The organism is Neobacillus sp. K501, assembly GCF_053749995.1.
Map to the genome: position 1 here is coordinate 262118 of NZ_JBSLYA010000003.1, position 17294 is coordinate 279411.

The window sequence follows — 17294 nt, forward strand, 5'->3', positions numbered from 1 at the left end:
CCCAAATTTTTATTATGACCAGATTCAGGTCATGAAAAGAGGTTTCATGACCTGAAAATTTTATATAGCCTCAATTTAATGTCATGAACGGCTAGTTCATGACACGACTCTTTTAATACACTTTCCCATCGATGATTGTCATTTCAATCTTAGTTTCTAACAATTCATCAGGGTCTGTGATAGTAAAAAGATCCTTCGAATAAACGGTCATATCGGCGAGTTTACCGCGTGTAATCGTACCTTTTTGCTTTTCCTCATTCGTTGCGTAGGCTCCACCGATGGTAAATAGTTTTACCGCCTCAAGCATCGATAATTTCTCCGCAGAATTCCAGCCTCCGTGAGTTTGTCCAGGAGCACGACGGGTTACAGCCGCATGAATTCCAAGAAGCGGATCCACTGGCTCAACAGGTGCATCTGAGCCGCCTGCACATAATACTCCATTTTCCAGCAATGTTTTCCAGGCATATAAATACCGCTCGCGGGTCCCTCCTACTCTCTCCTTTACCCAAGGATAATCCCCTACGACAAATCTTGGTTGTATGTCAGCAATTCTGCTTGGATGCGCTAAACGCTTTATTAAATCCCCGCGGGTTAGTGAAGCATGAATAATTCGATCGCGAAATTCTACATTAGGAAATAGATCCAGTACATTTAATACGTTTTCTAAAGCTTGATCCCCTATCGTATGTACCGCAATCGGCATCGAAAACTCCCTTGCTTCTTTCACCATTTGGGTCAGAACATTTAGTTCCTGCATCGCATCGCCAAATTGTCCAGGAGCATCATGATAAGATTCAGAAAGCAGCGCTGTTCTCCGACCAAAGGCACCATCAGCAAAGATTTTCATCGCCCCAATTTGCAATCTCTCATTTCCAAAGCCTGCATGCATTCCACTACTTTTCAATTCCTTAAGAAATGGGTAATCAATCAAAAGATTGCATCTTATACCCAATTGCTTTTGATTAAGCAATTCATCATACATTCGATAGGTTTGTTCGAAACCGCCAAGATAGGCAGGATCATTTGTATGAGCACTTGTTAACCCTTTTTTAACCGCAAATTTCATCGCTTGTTCTAAGCCCAGTTTTAACTCTTCATATGTTCGTTCAGGTATGTATTTCGTAATGAGATTAGATGCAGATTCTAACAACAATCCTGTTGGTTTTTTCGTATAAGGATCTAGAACGACTGTTCCTCCCTTTGGAACATCAATCATTGGATGATATTTACTTATTTCGAGTGCCTTACTATTCACTAAAAAAGCATGATGGCAAATCCTTTTTAAATAAATAGGACAATGTGGTGAAACATAATCTAATTCCTCGATCGTGGGTAGGGTGCTGTCAGTAAATAGATTTTCATCCCAGCCCATTCCAATTAACCACTTGCCTGGGGCGATGGTATTTGCTTTATCCTTTATTTTTTCAAGCATTTCGGATTTCGTTTGAACCCCTGTTAAGTCTAGGTCTAAAAAGTTGAAAGCCACACCAGATAGATGTAAATGGCTGTCAATTAGCCCTGGTGTGACCATTTTACCCTGTAAATCTATGATCTTTGTATCCCCACTCCCCCATTGCAGCCTCATATCTGAATGCGAGCCGACTTCTAATATCCTGCCATTTTCAACAACGACTGCTTCTGCGATTGGATGATTTGTGTCCAAAGTATAGATTTTTCCTTTTGTATAAATTGTTTTTGCCACAATCCTTCCCCCTTTTTCCCTATTATAAACAAAATAAAGAAATAGAGTCAGATTATTTCGTTACTTTAAGCTGACGATTCTATACGCCTCTGGTCTTACTATAGATTCAAACTTCAGCCGTTTTTTCAACATAATTGGATCTTATAAAATGAGAGTAAGATAAGAAAACGGAGGAGAATGAAAATGAAAAAAGTTTTATTAGGTGTAATGGCAGCGAGTGTAATGGTTTTTGCATCAGGATGTGGAATATTTGCCAAAGGAAATGAAGATAGCTCCAATGTCAACATTGATAAAGATAAAGCGAAAGAATTGCAACTGGAACTTAATATTGGAGCTGGAGAATTAAATGTCAGTCAAGGTGCAGATGAATGGGTAGAAGGTTCTATCGTTTATACCAATAAGAAATGGGAGCCAGTAGTATCTTATGAACGTAAAGGTAAGAAAGGAATTGCAGTAATTGAACAAGAGCATGAAGGTATTTTTAACAATGTTAAGATAGGAGAAATTAAAAATACATGGGATCTTAAGTTAAATGATCAAGTTCCAATCGATCTACAGGTTAATTCTGGGGCTTCTGAAACAAAGTTAGATTTAAACGGTTTAAAGATTAAAGACCTTGAAGTAAATGCGGGTGTTGGTGACATCACCATTGATCTTAGCGGAAAGTGGAAAGAAAGCTTTGATGTATCCTTAGATATGGGAGTGGGGCAATCAACAATCATCCTTCCATCTGATGTAGGGGTAAAAATCGAAATTTCCAAAGGTATTGGTGAAGCTGAATTATCTGGATTTATTTCCAAAGGTAATGGAGTTTACGTCAATGAAGCCTTTGAAGACGCAGATGTAGTCATTAATGTAAGTACGGAATTAGGAGTTGGCGAAGCCGAATTCAAACTAGAAAAATAAAAGAGGAAACAGAGAGCCGTTGACTACAGCTCTCTGTTTTCTTAGTTACACTAGCATTTGGAATAAGGTGCTGTCCTTGTTTACTTCCCGATATAAAAACCCTTTGGCTTTGATCCGTTCGACGAGTGGAGAATAATCTTCTTTATCCTTCAGTTCAATTCCAACTAGCGCTGGACCCGTTTCACGATTATTCTTTTTCGTGTATTCAAAATGGCTGATGTCGTCGTTTGGACCGAGTACATCATCGATAAATTCACGTAAGGCTCCGGGACGCTGTGGAAATTGAACGATAAAATAATGCTGCAATCCTTCATAAATCATGGAGCGTTCTTTGATTTCCTGCATTCTGCTAATATCGTTGTTTCCGCCGCTGACGATACAGACAACGGTCTTCCCTTTAATTTCATCGGCAAATTGATCTAAAGCTGCTATTGACAGTGCACCCGTTGGTTCAACAACGATTGCATTTTCATTGTATAACGATAGTAAGGTCGTACAAACCTTGCCTTCCGGCACAACGACAATCTCATCAACGATATCTTTACATAATGAGAAAGTCAAAGAACCGACTGTTTTGACCGCAGCTCCATCGACAAATGGATCAATATGCGTGAGGGAGGTAACCTCTCCTTTTGCCATTGATTCTTTCATCCCTGGCGCTCCCTCTGGCTCAACACCGATTAACTGGGTTTGCGGTGAAAAATGTCGTAAGTATGTACCTACGCCAGACAATAATCCACCCCCGCCTATCGCAGCAAATAGGTAATCAATGTTTTCCGGACAATCATTTAAAAGCTCAACGGCAACCGTCCCTTGTCCCGCAATCACATCAGGATCGTCAAATGGATGGATAAAGGTACGATTTTCGGCGAGGCTGCATTCAATCGCTTTTTCATAGGCATCATCAAAAGTATCGCCTACTAAAACAATTTCCACATGCTCTTTTCCCCAGAATTTAACTTGATTGACCTTCTGCTTGGGTGTCGTACTCGGCATAAACACTTTACCGTTGATTTTTAAATGATGACAAGAGTAAGCCACTCCTTGAGCATGGTTTCCAGCGCTGGCACAAATAATTCCGTTCGTTAATTCTTCCTCGCTAAGTTTTTTGATTCGATTGTAGGCACCGCGGATTTTAAACGAACGGACACTTTGCATATCCTCTCGCTTTAAATAAATTTGGCAGTCATATCGCTCGGACAGTAAATGATTATACTGCAGAGGAGTAGGTGAAATGACGTCCTTAATCGTATGACTTGCAATAATAATATCCTCTACCTGAAAAACTCGTTCCTTTTGATCGACTGGCTGATTCATCACTAATGTCCTCCTCTTTTTCTATAACTCTTCGCCTTTTCATGGCATTACAAGTATTTTTGAACAACAAAAAACTCGCCCCTAGTATAGGGACGAGTTAGCTCGCGTTACCACCCTACTTCCGCAGAAAATCCTACTCCTGCGGCTCTCGATTAACGTATTTGACAATACGTATTCCCTGTAACGGTGGGCTATACCGGTATAGCTTACTATTAGTTTTTCAGCTGCACATCTCAGAGATGATCTTCAGATAAGCCCTGCCATCGACTTCCAGCAACCGTCGACTCTCTATAGGTCATGGGGCAAACCTTACTCTTCTCGTCATAGATTCATCTTAAATTATTACTTAGAGTACCACTGTCCATCGGACTCGTCAATATTTTTTGATTATTTTAATTATTATGTTAATTTGTAAGCGCTTTAATAGGAAGACACATTGAAATCATTCAACATATTACGAGTTTATTGCTCATAAAATGGACAAGTAGGGGTGGTCCATAAAGGGGGAATCAGAAGGATGGAAAACAAAAGTTGGAGAATCGTTTTCGATTTTATATGAAAAAGACAATAATGACTTATTTTTGTTTATTATTTGGAGCGTTGCTGCAAGGTTTTGCGATGTCGATCTTTTTGTTTCCCCATTCCATTCCTTCTGGCGGTGCAGCTGGGCTTGCGATTTTATTCAATCACTTTTTTCATTTGTCTCTTGGATTTTCCTTATGGCTGGCCAATATTGTTTTTTTACTGTTTGCGATTAAATATTTTGGTTTTACATGGACGTTTAAAACCATTATTGCGGTTGCCACCACCTCGATGACGGTTGGTTACTTAACCGCTCACTACCCCCATCCCCATGTAAATATATGGATTTGCATCCTATGTGGAAGTCTCTTTTTCGGCATTGGAGTCGGTTTGCTCATTCGGGCTGGAGCCTCAAGCGGTGGTATGGTTATTCCTGCCTTAATAATCGCCAATTATAAACAATGGAGCCCTGGTAAAGTCATGATGGGTATTAACTTGTTCATCTTTCTTTTAACAGCAGTTGTGATTGATTATAATATTGTGATTTACGCCATCATCTGTCAGTTTTTTTCTACCAATATAATAGATTTTATTTACGACCTAAGGCTTCAGCACATCCGAGTTTTTACCGCCAATTGGAGAAAAAGATAAGAAGATCCTTAGAGAATCTTCTTATCTTTAAGAAAACGGATGATTTTTTCTACAGATTCACCTATCGTCATTTTATCTGTATCAATAAGTATTTCTGGGTTTTTTGGGGCTTCATAAGGAGACGAAATTCCGGTGAATTCTGGAATTTCCCCATTTCTAGCTTTTTTATATAATCCCTTTGGATCACGATTCTCACATACTTGGATTGGACAATGGACATAGATTTCGATGAATTCCCCTGGCGCAAACATCTCTCGGACAATGGCGCGGTCTTCGAGAAAAGGCGAAATGAAAGCTGTGGAAACAATTTGGCCACTTTCGACAAATAACTTTGCTACTTCCCCAATTCTACGAATATTTTCAGTCCGATCTTCAGGACTAAACCGCAAATCCTTGTTCAGACCATGACGAATATTATCTCCATCAAGTACATAACTCTGAACGCCTTCATGATACAAGGCAGAATCAACGGCATTGGCCAAGGTAGATTTTCCGGATCCTGATAATCCTGTAAACCATAGGACACAACTTTTATGTTGATTTAGGATTTGGCGATCATTTTTTGAAATGGTTGAATGATGCCAGGTGATATTTTGACTATTTCCCATAACCTACGCCTCTTTCCCAGCCCTAAGGGGTCCGACTGAGGGAAATTTCTCGGAAGTAAAGTGTTCTTGCATCCCTTGAATCAAAATTTCCACAACCTCAGGACGGCTGAATTCTTTTGGTGGGTGCTCACCGTTCTTTAACATTCCACGTACCTTTGTACCTGATAAAATCACATGATGCTTTGAATCGTGAGGACATGTTTTTGCCGACGCCATGTTTTCACACATTTTGCAGTAAAAACTATGTTCAAAAAATAAAGGTTTAATCCCTATCTCCGCTTCGGTAAAATGACTAAAAATTTTCTGAGCGTCATAGGTTCCATAATAATTTCCAACACCTGCATGATCTCGGCCAACGATAAAATGAGTACAGCCAAAGTTTTTCCTCACAAGTGCATGGAAAATGGCCTCCCTTGGACCCGCATAGCGCATGGAAGCAGGGAATACGGAAAAGAATACTCTATCTTTTGGATAATAATTGTCAAGCAGCACTTCGTAGCTTTTCATCCTAATTTCACTCGGGATATCATCTGCCTTTGTTTCACCTACAAGTGGATTCAAAAAAAGTCCATCGACGATTTCTAGAGCTGTCTTTTGAATATACTCATGTGCACGGTGTACAGGATTTCTTGTTTGGAAACCTACAACGGTCACCCAACCATTATTTTTAAATATTTCCCGAGTTTGTGCTGGGTCTAGATAGTAATACTCAAACTGACTCTTTTTCGGTCGCTTGATCATCGTAATTGGACCTGCGAGATAGAGTTCCTCTCGTTCAAACAATTTTTTTACGCCTGGGTGGGCCAGCTCTGTTGTTTGATAGACCATTTCCGCCTCGACCAATTTATCAGGGATAAAGATTTCTTCCACTTTCATCAAACCATAGATGCCCCCGTTATAAACAAGGTTTATCGTTTCCCCGGATTTTAGTTCCATTGCTTTATTTTTGTCAATCGCTAAGGTAATAGGTATCGACCAAGGAAGTCCATTGGCTAATTTCATATTTTGTAAGACGCTGTCATAATCAGCTTTTCCCATAAATCCTTTCAGTGGACTATAAGCGCCATTGGCAATCAGCTCTAAATCACTTAATTCCAACTTATCAAGTTCAACGAAATTAGCTGTTGTGTCTATAGGACTGCTAAGATTCATCCGATTGATTAATTCCCCGCCATGAGGGACACTCTCACTCACAATTACTCCTCCTCAGAAAATTTATCTATTATTGTGCAGGCCGCATTCTGTTTTGGAATGTCCTTTCCAGCGGCCAGAGCGTGAGTCACCGTTCTCTGCAACAGGCAGCGTACATGGTGCACAGCCGATACTTGGATAGCCCTGATCATGTAATGGATTATATGGTAATTGATTCAATTGGATATAAGTCATAACATCCTCCCATGTCCAATGAATGATCGGGCAAATTTTGATGTTTTGAAATTTTTCATCTTTATTGATATATTGCGTATTACTCCGTATGGGGGATTGTTCTCTTCTTAAACCGGAGATCCAAGCCTTGACGTCTTTTAAGGCTTCCTGAAGGGGTACGACCTTTCTCATATGACAGCAAAGATTCGGATTTACTTTCCATAGATCATCACCGTACCATTTTTCTTGTTCAGCCAATGAGATTTTTGACTTTAGCAATGTAATTTGCAATGTGGGATAACGTTTTTTCACTTTTTCAATTAATTCATACGTCTCTGGAAAATGAAGCCCTGTATCGAGGAAAATGATTTTTGCTTGCTTATTTACTTTTGAAATTAAGTCTGTTAACACAATTCCCTCTGCTCCAAAACTGCAGGCATAAACAATTTCTTCCCCATATTCGCGGTATGCCCATTTTAAAACATCTAAAAAATCAGGTTGGTTCTCCAAAAGGGCTGCAATATCGGTCTCATCCCATTTGTCATACGTTAACATCCTTTCCCCTCCCTTATTTGTACGGTTATACAAGCATTATTAGGGACTTCAATTTTATTCATGTTGTTGATATGCCCGAATTGTGAAAAAGAAAGGAATGCTCGAATCCACGAACCATGTCCAAACACCAACAGCTTCGGACAAGACCTGTATTTGTTTAAGAATGTCACGATCCGTTTTTCTAGATTTTGAATACTCTCTCCTAAAATCAACTCTCTTGGATTTTCGAGCCATTCTGCTCCATATGTTTCCATCAGTTTTTCCTTTGGCTGTCCTTCATATGGTCCGAAGTCTAATTCGTCCAGTAAACTTTCTGTTTCACATTGAAACCCATAATGTTGTGCTGTTTGGTGTGTTCTTTTTAAGGTGCTTGCTAAAACCTTGTCAAATGGGAACTCGAGCCCAAGAATCCTTTGATTTTCTTCCATTTCCGCTAGATATGTGTCAGCAAGTGGTGAAATATCAATATCCCTTCGACCTTGAAGCCAGGTTTTTCGATTCCACTCGGTTGGCAGATGTCTGATCAGGGTAATTCGCATGGAAGTTCCTCCAAATAAAACGTTTCACTCCTTAAACCACAGCGTTGTGCTTCCAACACCAAAACATCCTGAAGCCTTACATTCCCTAAATTAACATTCGGCCCAATTTCTTTTATAAAATACATTTGATGTTTAGCTGAAGGTGCCTCAAAAATTAATTTTTTGCTGTCTAAATTTTCTAGTAGCTCACGAATAAGCTGAGATTTGATGGTTCCGCATTGTTGATAAATTCCAGAAGTACCTGAATCTCGCCCTTCTGTAATGACATATTCACAACCGGCTTTTAGTAAAAGCTGTATTTCTTCCTTCCATTCAGAAATCGGCATCTCTTTATTTCCGTCCTTCGATCCAACCTCAGCGATAACATGAAATTCATTGGTTAGTTGTGAGATGAGCTGCAGGCGTTCTTCTAGTGGAATATCAAGTGTTCCATTTGATACCTCAATCCAGTCGATACCTAAGCGGCGTAAATACGTTAAGTATTCTGGAATTTTATTTTGATAGTAGCATTTTTCAAATAAAGTTCCGCCACAATAGGGCTTAATATCAAACTTTTTATAAAGGTCAATTTTCTCCTTTAAGTTTGGCGTTACATAGGCTGATCCAATACCAATCTTAGCGATATCTATGATACAGCCATAGTCGGCTAATATATTTCTCAATTCTCCTATCGGCGTTCCGAAATCTACAACAGAAGTCAAACCGTAGGTTCTGAGTCCTGAAGTTCTTTCCGGTATGGTTAAAAAATCCATAGGGAATCCGCCTCCTCTATTTTTCTAGGATAGATTATTCAAAAATAGACGCTATGTGTAAATAATGGGCTTCTCCCCAAGGAAATAGGCATTTGTCTCTGAATAAACAGCGGAAACACATCAAACAATATAAAGGCTTATTTATATAGATTGGGGTGTCATATTTTGGCAAAGCAAAAGCATAAAGGAATGATGATCTTCGCCATTGGGTCCATCCCGTTAATCCTAGTCTTAGGAAATTCCATGTTGATTCCGATCCTACCCAAAATGAAAACAGAACTAGAAATAAGCCAATTTAAGGTTAGCTTAGTGATTTCCGCCTTTTCCATCGCTGCGGCCATTTCGATTCCGGTTCTAGGATATCTTTCTGACAGATTTACCCGTAAAGCAATTATTATTCCATCCCTTATATTATATGGTTTGGGCGGGTTATTAGCTGGCGCTGCAGCTGCCTGGTTTGGTAATTCCTATACATGGATTCTTGCCGGTAGAATCATGCAGGGAATTGGAGCTGCTGGAACCGCGCCAATTGCCATGGCATTAACAGGCGACCTCTTTAAAGGCGGAGAACAAAGTAAGGTGTTAGGCTTAGTGGAAGCCTCCAATGGATTCGGAAAAGTCATTAGTCCGATTATCGGCTCCCTTCTCGCCCTGTTGTTTTGGTATGCCGCGTTTTTTGCGTTTCCACTATTTTGTCTTATTTCGGCCCTATTAACGATCTTTTTTATTAAGGAAAAGAAAAAAGAAAAAGAGCCGCCTCCAGTTGGGAAATATGTAAAAGGGCTTGTGTCTGTTTTTAAAACAGAAGGACGCTGGTTATTTGCCGCTTATTTAACAGGGTCAACATGTTTATTTACCTTGTTTGGGATCTTGTTTTACATTTCCGATATTCTTGAAAAGGATCATCATATTGATGGGGTTTTGAAAGGTGCTATTTTAGCAATTCCACTCTTGTTTATGACGACGACATCTTATATCACCGGGAGTAAAATTGGCAAAAAGATGAAGCTTATGAAAACGCTAATTATCTTAGGACTTCTCTTAATGACTTCATCCTTTGCTGCCTTAGTGTTCTTTAAAAATTTAGTTCCCTTCTTTTCCGTTCTGGTCATCAGCAGTATTGGTACCGGACTCGTCCTTCCATGTATCAATAGCTTTATTACTGGGTCTGTCCCTACCGACAGGAGAGGTTTTGTTACCTCATTATATGGTTCTGTCCGGTTCTTAGGCGTTGCGATTGGTCCGCCAATTTTTAGTACGTTAATGGAGTGGTCGCGGACAGGAATGTTTTTTATCACTGCGGGTCTAACGCTTTTATGTGCCCTGCTTTGTATGATACTGATCCATATTGCTAAAAAGGAATCATCGAAAGAGAAAGAAAACGATTCACTGTTTGAAAAATTACAATTTACTTAGAAAGCTGAAGGCCCAAGTCGTGTTGGAGCTAGACATACCAATAAAGGAGTAGGTGTTTTTGCAAATTTATTTTTCACCTGAGGTGATTACCCCAGAGTATCAAGTCTTAAACGTTGTTAATTCTAATAATAAAGCTGTTGGGAATGTAGCCTTTTTATTCGCCGAAAAGAAACTATATGTATACGGCATATTAGAGGATGAAGAAGTGGGAGCAGATTTTAAAGATTTGGTTACACCTTACATAAAGGGAATGGCTAAGGCGAAACCAGGTTTAGATGTCCTTTCCTGCTTATATGTTGGTTGTAAAAAAATTAAACTCAAAGAGGATGAAGAAGACTAACAATTAATCAGAGGGATGACTCATTGGAATGAGCATCCTCTTTTTGTGGTTTTGAAAAAAACTTGTCCTTCTAAATGGATCATCGACATATACTGTTGATGGAATGGTTATCTTAGGAGGCAGATATGTTTAATATGTTTGAAAAAGTGGTCTTAGGAATGGCATTATTAAGAATCCTTTCTGGCAGTATTGAGTTGTTTGCCGCGATATTGATGATGAAATTTAATTCAATTGAAAAGGCACTTATGATTAATACTTCACTAGCACTTGTTGGCCCGATAATTTTAGTACTAACGACTACGATTGGGCTATTAGGGATTGTCGGGAACATATCCTTTGCAAAAATTTCATGGATTTTCCTTGGTATAGGTTTTATTTTTATTGGAATAAAATCTTAGAAACATAAAGAAAACTCGCAAAACGGCGAGTTTTCATTTATGTGCTTGTGTAGTTTTGTCTTGTGGGTGTAGCATATTGGCCCGTGAATTTTTTAGCGGTATTGGCGTGCGGGCCAGCATGATCCGAAAATCTTTGGGATGGAACGGTATAAATGGATACAAAAAAGGTGTATTCATACTCTTTGTTGCAGCAAGAAGGATGATCCATAATGTGATCCCAATGATCAGCCCTGGAACTTTGAACAAGGCGACCATGATTAAAAAGAAAATACGGACAAGTCGATTCGCTAGTCCCAATTCATAACTAGGGGTTGCAAAGTTTCCAATCGCTGCGACAGCAACATAAAGGACAACTTCATGTGTAAAGATTCCTACCTGAACCGCCACATCACCAATGATAATGGCAGATACGATACCAAGTGCAGTAGCCAAGGCGTTCGGTGTATGGATAGCAGCCATCCGCAAAATCTCAATCCCGACTTCGGCTATTAGAAATTGCCAAATTAGCCCGATCTCCCCATGATCCTTCACGCCAATAAATTTCCAACGTTCTGAAAGTAATTGTTCATTTGTTGCGTATGTATACCACAATGGTAATAGAAAAAGTGATGCCAAAACCGCAAGATAGCGAGCCCATCTTAAAAAGACGCCAATTAGAGGTTTTTGACGGTATTCTTCTGCATGCTGCAAATGATGCCAGAAAGTGGATGGACAAATCATCACACTAGGCGAACCATCGACAACGATCAACACATGGCCCTCCATTAAATGAACGGCACTTGTATCGGCCCTTTCTGTGTATCGGACTAACGGGTATGGATTATAATTTCTGCCAAAAACGAATTCTTCTATCGTTTTTTCCCCCATAGCCACACCATCGATGGAAATTGTATCAAGCTGATCCCGTAACATCTTTACATGGTCCATATCGACAATGCTGTCAATATAAACCAACGCGATATCGGTTTTCGATCGTTCACCAACCTGTATATATTCCATGACGAGTGAACGGTCACGTACCCGCCTCCGAATTAATGCCATATTAAAGACAATCGTTTCAACAAAACCATCGCGAGGTCCACGGACAACTCGTTCAATATCTGGTTCTTGAGGAGAACGAATCGGATACTCACGAGAGTCAATGAGAATGACTTCTTTTCCACCTTCAACTACGACGGCTGTTTGCCCGGCAAGAACCTGTGCGATGACTTCTTCTAAGTCCTCTGATGTATTAACCTCTACATGCGGAATAAACGTTTTAAACAGCTTTTCAATTGGCTGATCATCAAAATCTTCCGGTTTCCGCTTCTCTATCTCCTTCATGATTAAGAGCAAGATATTAGCAGCTGCAAAACCATCAATAAGAAACATAGCAAATTTGAGTCCGCCATATTCCAATGGCCGGTGGATGACATCAAAGCTTTTCCCAATCCGGAGTTCTTTAATTAAATAATCAATATTATCCTCAAACTTGTCCTTTACAGGAATTTGTGTACCCTTTTTTCCCAAACTGGCCAACTCCTAGAAAATTTCATTATCGGTATTTTGCAGCAAGTTTGGAATTAATATACTTCATGTATTGGATTCATTTCATTATTTTCCAACCAGAGAGGTTAATGCAGTTATCTATATAATACAAAAGCTGCCCACATGGAGTGAGCAGCTAAGAATACTAAATGGTTTTTTCGTCGATTTTCTTCTGGAATTCAATAAAATATTGAATGGATTGAGGGTTTAATAATGACCCGAGATTGACGGCTTTATCGGCAGGTGTTCCCATTAAAATTTTCTTGATTGGAACTTCTAACTTCTTGCCGTTCAATGTTTTGGGAAGTTCTTCGACTTGAAGAATTTCATTCGGAATATGCCTTGGAGAGCAGTTCTCTCTAATAGATTTGTTGATCCTCGTTTTTACCTTATCTGTTAGCTCAGCTTCTTCTTTAATAACCACAAATAAAGGCATATAGGATTGTTCGCTTGTGATCGGAATATCCACCACTAAACTATCCACCACTTCTGGAATTTTTTCTAGAGCGCTGTAAATCTCACTCGTACCCATTCGGATTCCTCCGCGGTTTATCGTTGCATCCGAACGACCGTAAATAATTCCGCTTCCTTTTGTGGTAATTTTGATAAAGTCCCCGTGCCGCCAAATTCCTGGATAAACATCAAAGTAACTATCCTTATATCGCTCTCTATTTTCATCATTCCAAAAATAAATTGGCATCGATGGCATTGGTTGGGTAATAACTAGTTCACCAATCTCATCGATGACTTCCTCCCCGTGTGGATCAAAGGCTCGTACCGCGGCACCAAGTGATCGTGCTTGCAATTCCCCAGCGTGGACAGGTAACAATGGAGAAGCACCGACAAACGCAGTACATAAATCTGTTCCCCCGCTTGTCGAAAACAGCCAAATGTCATCCTTTACTTGGTCATAAACCCATTCAAATCCACTGATAGGCAGCGGGGATCCGGTAGAACCGATACTCTTTAAGTGAGATAGATCAAACCTTACTTTCGGTGTGACATCAGCCTTCATACATGCCGTTAGGTAGCTGGCACTTGTCCCAAATACCGTCATTTTTGTGTCTTCTGCAAACTTCCAAAGCGTATCATAGGTTGGGTACGCTGGGTTTCCATCATATAAAAGAATCGTAGACCCAGTCAATAAAGCGCTTACAACTACATTCCACATCATCCATCCGGTAGTAGTATACCAAAAGAAATGATCATCTTCTTTTAAGTCATTTTGAAGTCCACCCATTTTTAATTGTTCGAGCAAGATTCCTCCTTGACTATGTACGATCGCTTTTGGCTTTCCAGTCGTACCGGAAGAATATAAGATCCAAAGTGGATGTTGAAATGGCACAGCCTCAAAATGTAATTGAGCATCTGGATATTGTTTGATAAGCTCATTCCATACGACCGTATCCTTTAATTCGCTAATGTTAGGTTGGTCCCTTAAGTAAGGAATAATAATGGTCGTTTGTAACGATGGAAGCTCTGCTTGAATTTTCTTCACGACCTCAAGCCGATCAAAGTCCTTGCCCCCATAGCGATAGCCATCAACTGCCAACAACACCTTCGGTTCAATTTGTTTAAAACGGTCAATGACGCTCATCAGGCCGAATTCTGGTGCACAGCTTGACCAAACTGCCCCAATACTAGCGCAGGCTAAAAAGGCAGTAACCGTTTCGTGGATATTCGAAACATAGGCAGCGACACGGTCACCCGGCTTCACCCCTTGCGACTTTAAATATTCTGCAATCGCTGCTGTATCTTTTTTCAATTTCCCCCACGTTATTTCCCCGAGTGGACGAACTTCTGTTTGGTAAATGATGGCGTTTTTTTGTGATTGCGCTTGACGGAAAACATGCTCAGCAAAATTAATCGAGGCTCCTGGAAACCATTGTGCCCCTGGCATGCTTCGATCTTCTAACACACGTTCATAAGGCGTTTTCGATTCGATTTGATAAAAATGCCAAATTGCTGACCAAAATCCCTCAATATCCGACACCGACCAATTCCATAGTTCGTCATAGGTTTGGAAGGACAAACCTTGTGTTTCATCTAACCAGTTAATAAAATGTTTCATATTCGATTTTTCCATTAAAGTTTGTGATGGTTCCCACAATAACTTTCCTGCAGTTTTTTCAACGGTCATTCCCATTCCCCCAAATGAACATGATCTAAGATATACTTTTACCTTATACGTGTTTAAGAGGATATTTTCCTTCTTGATTTCATAAAAAAATTAATATTCAGATACTTTTGTATTAAAAAAATGCTGTCATAGCGACAGCATAAAAGTTATTTTATTAATTTGGATAAGTTTTTATCGGTATCATTTTTAGGCTATCCACTGCCTTAATCCCTCCTCAAGAATTATGATATAGATAGCTTTAAATTAATGTGTATCCACTTGCGAATAATGGTATAATTTAGATTATTCTGAATTATAAGGAGAGATTGATATGCAGATTCCCTATAATGGTAAGTCACCAGAATTGGATCAAAGTGTGTTTGTAGCACCGGGTGCTTATTTAATTGGAGATGTTCAAGTGGGTGAAGGCTCAACGATTTGGTTTAATGCAGTACTTCGTGCTGATGATGGCCCTATTATTATTGGAAAAAGATGCAGTATTCAAGATAACTCTACGATTCACTTGTATGAAGGGTTTCCTGTTGTCATCGAAGATGATGTAACGGTGGGTCATAACGTCATTTTACATGGTTGTAAAGTTGGCAGAAGCTCGATTATTGGGATGGGATCCACTCTGTTAGATAATGTCGAAGTTGGAGAGGAATGTATTATTGGTGCTAACACGCTGCTATCAGGAGGAATCAAAATCCCACCTCGCTCTCTTGTGCTTGGGTCACCAGGAAGAGTCGTTCGTGAACTTACAGAAAAGGATCTGCAAATGTTGAAAATGTCTAGCGAACATTATGTCGATAAAGGAAAAGAATTTAAACAAATCTTAAATGGAAAATAGTAAAAGAGCTTGGTTTCCCAAGCTCTTTTACTATTTGATATCTATTTGCTAGCATTTGGTTATCATCTAGTAGCTGCTTGCTTACTGAGAATTAAAAGATGTATGTTCTAATGTTTTCACTTGGTTTTTACCACTTTTTTTAGCTCGGTATAATTCTAGATCCGCGAACCTAATTAAGTCTTCGGGCTGCAAATCTTGATTCGGGATCAAAGAAGCGCAGCCGATACTAATGGTTATAAATTCATCGATTTTGGATCCTTCATTTTTTATTTTGCGTTTTCTTACTTTGTCTAGAATGAACTGGGCAACAGCAGCAGCACCTTTTGCATTGGTTTCAGGAAGCAAGACGACGAACTCTTCCCCTCCATATCTGGCTGCAAAATCACCAGGACGCTTCAAGGTTGCACTCAAGATTTTTGCAATTTCTTTAATACATTCATCTCCTGCGAGATGCCCATAATGGTCATTGTATTTTTTAAAATAGTCGATATCCATCATTAGTGCGGACAATGGCAACCGATTTCTCTGTGTTCGATTCCATTCTTCTTGAAGTTTATCTTCAAAATACCGGCGATTGGGTATTCCTGTTAACCCATCCATATTCGAAAGATAACGAAGCATCGCGTTGGTATCTTTAAGCTCATTTTCTTTTTCTACTCGTTCGGTAATATCTCGTGTAACCGCAACAATGGCTTCTAGTTTTCCACCAGAATTACGAATTGCACGAGCATTCGTCTCTACCCAAATATAGGATCCATCCTTTCTTCGATAACGATGTGAAAAGGAAGTGAAATCCAATTCTGCTTTTGCGGCGGAAACCAATTCTTCTATATCTTCCATCTCGAATTCATGGAAAAAATAAAACATATTTTGACCGATTAATTCTTCTTGTTGATAGCCAAATACCTTTTCGCAGGATGGTGAAATATACTCATAAATACCATCTGGATTAACGTAGGAAATGATATCTGTGGAATTTTCCGTAACAAAACGATAGAGCTGCTCATTCTTCCTTAATTCTTCTTCTAATTGCTTTTGCACGGTTACGTCTCTTAAAATGACTTCAATAGCAGGTTTATTTTCATAAGTGATTAAGGCAGAAGAGATATCAATATCAATGATGTGCCTTTTACTCACATATATTTTAAGTTCAAGACGATTCTGAAAAGTTTTTCCTTCTAAAATTTCTTGGACACGTTCCTTAACTAGCGCGTGGTAGTTAGGCAGGATCATGTCAAAAATGGATGTACCGATAATTCTATCAGCAGATGATTGGACTAATTCCTCAAATTTATTGTTAATAAACACAATCTTCTCGTCTTGGTAGACCATGATGGGTTCTGGAGAGTTTTCAATTAAACTAAAAATCATTTTCCCGTTCGCTTCTGCCTGACTTCGATAAAATTGGGCTTTATCTGTATACCACCCTGCAAAAAAGGCGACGGCAATAAATATAGCTCTCTGAAGAATCGATGATTGGATTGTATCCGAAAAAAAGGATTCAATGAAAATAAAAATGAATGTATAAATAAGAAACTTGATTCTACCGTTGTATTTCATGTTGCACCCCAAAGAATTAAGTTAAAGCAAAGGACGTGTTAATCTAAATTAGAATTTTATTATTTCCACTATAAAAAGATTGTTATTATGTATAAAATATCATATTTGAAGCATGTGAGGACGATCATACATGAACATTTTGTGACGTATTAACACTTCAAAACTAG

16 protein-coding genes and 1 other annotated feature are annotated in these 17294 nt (G+C 39.3%); of the genes, 6 read left to right on the forward strand and 10 right to left on the reverse strand.

All coding sequences use genetic code 11. The annotated features are described in order from the left end of the window. Nucleotides 1–112 precede the first annotated feature (112 nt). Nucleotides 113–1702 carry an amidohydrolase gene (locus ACWM35_RS09300; protein WP_454817600.1) on the reverse strand — a complete coding sequence of 530 codons (1590 nt, stop codon included), beginning with the start codon at nt 1700–1702 and terminating at the stop codon, nt 113–115. Between the two features lie 183 nt (nt 1703–1885). Between ACWM35_RS09300 and ACWM35_RS09305 the strand changes: the two genes are divergently transcribed. Next, nucleotides 1886–2608, forward strand: a complete 723-nt coding sequence (locus ACWM35_RS09305) for a toast rack family protein (protein WP_454817602.1) — start codon at nt 1886–1888, stop codon at nt 2606–2608. A 45-nt stretch (nt 2609–2653) separates the two neighbouring features. Here the strand turns inward: ACWM35_RS09305 and ilvA are convergent, their stop codons facing one another. Continuing rightward, nucleotides 2654–3925: a threonine ammonia-lyase IlvA gene (gene ilvA, locus ACWM35_RS09310; protein WP_454817604.1), complete on the reverse strand. Its 1272-nt coding sequence runs from the start codon at nt 3923–3925 to the stop codon at nt 2654–2656. Between the two features lie 85 nt (nt 3926–4010). Continuing rightward, nucleotides 4011–4259 (reverse strand) — a binding site (T-box leader). A 221-nt stretch (nt 4260–4480) separates the two neighbouring features. Here ilvA and ACWM35_RS09315 point away from each other — a divergent pair. Next, nucleotides 4481–5098 carry a YitT family protein gene (locus tag ACWM35_RS09315; RefSeq protein WP_454818160.1) on the forward strand — a complete coding sequence of 206 codons (618 nt, stop codon included), beginning with the start codon at nt 4481–4483 and terminating at the stop codon, nt 5096–5098. 8 nt (nt 5099–5106) lie between these two features. On the opposite strand, the gene cysC is transcribed toward ACWM35_RS09315, so the two are convergent. From cysC to ACWM35_RS09340, 5 genes are read right to left on the reverse strand one after another with little or no spacing between them, the layout of a single operon-like run. Further along, nucleotides 5107–5706, reverse strand: a complete 600-nt coding sequence (gene cysC, locus ACWM35_RS09320; protein ID WP_454817606.1) for an adenylyl-sulfate kinase — start codon at nt 5704–5706, stop codon at nt 5107–5109. Between the two features lie 3 nt (nt 5707–5709). Continuing rightward, on the reverse strand, nt 5710–6900 hold the full coding sequence (gene sat / locus ACWM35_RS09325) for a sulfate adenylyltransferase (RefSeq protein ID WP_454817608.1): 1191 nt from the start codon (nt 6898–6900) through the stop codon (nt 5710–5712). Nucleotides 6901–6921: 21 nt separating this feature from the next. Then, nucleotides 6922–7626, reverse strand: coding sequence for a phosphoadenylyl-sulfate reductase (locus tag ACWM35_RS09330; RefSeq protein WP_454817610.1), 705 nt, complete (start codon nt 7624–7626; stop codon nt 6922–6924). Beyond that, on the reverse strand, nt 7620–8165 hold the full coding sequence (locus ACWM35_RS09335) for a histidine phosphatase family protein (RefSeq protein ID WP_454817612.1): 546 nt from the start codon (nt 8163–8165) through the stop codon (nt 7620–7622). The genes ACWM35_RS09330 and ACWM35_RS09335 overlap by 7 nt, the downstream gene beginning before the upstream one ends. Further along, nucleotides 8150–8917 carry a phosphosulfolactate synthase gene (locus tag ACWM35_RS09340; protein WP_454817614.1) on the reverse strand — a complete coding sequence of 256 codons (768 nt, stop codon included), beginning with the start codon at nt 8915–8917 and terminating at the stop codon, nt 8150–8152. The genes ACWM35_RS09335 and ACWM35_RS09340 overlap by 16 nt, the downstream gene beginning before the upstream one ends. A 189-nt stretch (nt 8918–9106) precedes the next feature. Here ACWM35_RS09340 and ACWM35_RS09345 point away from each other — a divergent pair, with 189 nt between their 5' ends. From ACWM35_RS09345 to ACWM35_RS09355, 3 genes are all read left to right on the forward strand, one after another. Further along, on the forward strand, nt 9107–10333 hold the full coding sequence (locus ACWM35_RS09345) for an MFS transporter (protein ID WP_454818162.1): 1227 nt from the start codon (nt 9107–9109) through the stop codon (nt 10331–10333). A 52-nt stretch (nt 10334–10385) separates the two neighbouring features. Further along, nucleotides 10386–10673: a hypothetical protein gene (locus ACWM35_RS09350; protein WP_454817616.1), complete on the forward strand. Its 288-nt coding sequence runs from the start codon at nt 10386–10388 to the stop codon at nt 10671–10673. Nucleotides 10674–10798: 125 nt separating this feature from the next. Continuing rightward, nucleotides 10799–11071 carry a YqhV family protein gene (locus tag ACWM35_RS09355; protein ID WP_454817617.1) on the forward strand — a complete coding sequence of 91 codons (273 nt, stop codon included), beginning with the start codon at nt 10799–10801 and terminating at the stop codon, nt 11069–11071. Nucleotides 11072–11104: 33 nt separating this feature from the next. Here the strand turns inward: ACWM35_RS09355 and ACWM35_RS09360 are convergent, their stop codons facing one another. Together ACWM35_RS09360 and ACWM35_RS09365 are read right to left on the reverse strand one after the other, a co-directional pair. Next, nucleotides 11105–12580, reverse strand: a complete 1476-nt coding sequence (locus tag ACWM35_RS09360; RefSeq protein WP_454817619.1) for a spore germination protein — start codon at nt 12578–12580, stop codon at nt 11105–11107. A gap of 163 nt (nt 12581–12743) precedes the next feature. Then, entirely contained in the window at nt 12744–14738 is a 1995-nt protein-coding gene (locus ACWM35_RS09365; RefSeq protein ID WP_454817621.1) for an acetoacetate--CoA ligase, read from the reverse strand. Nucleotides 14739–15048: 310 nt separating this feature from the next. Here ACWM35_RS09365 and ACWM35_RS09370 point away from each other — a divergent pair, with 310 nt between their 5' ends. Continuing rightward, entirely contained in the window at nt 15049–15567 is a 519-nt protein-coding gene (locus ACWM35_RS09370; protein WP_454817623.1) for a gamma carbonic anhydrase family protein, read from the forward strand. Nucleotides 15568–15648: 81 nt separating this feature from the next. Here the strand turns inward: ACWM35_RS09370 and ACWM35_RS09375 are convergent, their stop codons facing one another. After that, nucleotides 15649–17127, reverse strand: coding sequence for a sensor domain-containing diguanylate cyclase (locus ACWM35_RS09375; RefSeq protein ID WP_454817625.1), 1479 nt, complete (start codon nt 17125–17127; stop codon nt 15649–15651). Between the last annotated feature and the right edge of the window lie 167 nt (nt 17128–17294).

Coding starts and splice junctions, on each gene's coding strand:
- ACWM35_RS09305 (WP_454817602.1), top strand. CDS start 1,886: ATGAAAAAAGTTTTATTAGGTGTAATGGCAGCGAGTGTAATGGTTTTT.
- ilvA (WP_454817604.1), bottom strand. CDS start 3,925: ATGAATCAGCCAGTCGATCAAAAGGAACGAGTTTTTCAGGTAGAGGAT.
- ACWM35_RS09315 (WP_454818160.1), top strand. CDS start 4,481: ATGAAAAAGACAATAATGACTTATTTTTGTTTATTATTTGGAGCGTTG.
- cysC (WP_454817606.1), bottom strand. CDS start 5,706: ATGGGAAATAGTCAAAATATCACCTGGCATCATTCAACCATTTCAAAA.
- ACWM35_RS09330 (WP_454817610.1), bottom strand. CDS start 7,626: ATGTTAACGTATGACAAATGGGATGAGACCGATATTGCAGCCCTTTTG.
- ACWM35_RS09335 (WP_454817612.1), bottom strand. CDS start 8,165: ATGCGAATTACCCTGATCAGACATCTGCCAACCGAGTGGAATCGAAAA.
- ACWM35_RS09340 (WP_454817614.1), bottom strand. CDS start 8,917: ATGGATTTTTTAACCATACCGGAAAGAACTTCAGGACTCAGAACCTAC.
- ACWM35_RS09345 (WP_454818162.1), top strand. CDS start 9,107: ATGATGATCTTCGCCATTGGGTCCATCCCGTTAATCCTAGTCTTAGGA.
- ACWM35_RS09355 (WP_454817617.1), top strand. CDS start 10,799: ATGTTTAATATGTTTGAAAAAGTGGTCTTAGGAATGGCATTATTAAGA.
- ACWM35_RS09365 (WP_454817621.1), bottom strand. CDS start 14,738: ATGACCGTTGAAAAAACTGCAGGAAAGTTATTGTGGGAACCATCACAA.
- ACWM35_RS09370 (WP_454817623.1), top strand. CDS start 15,049: ATGCAGATTCCCTATAATGGTAAGTCACCAGAATTGGATCAAAGTGTG.
- ACWM35_RS09375 (WP_454817625.1), bottom strand. CDS start 17,127: ATGAAATACAACGGTAGAATCAAGTTTCTTATTTATACATTCATTTTT.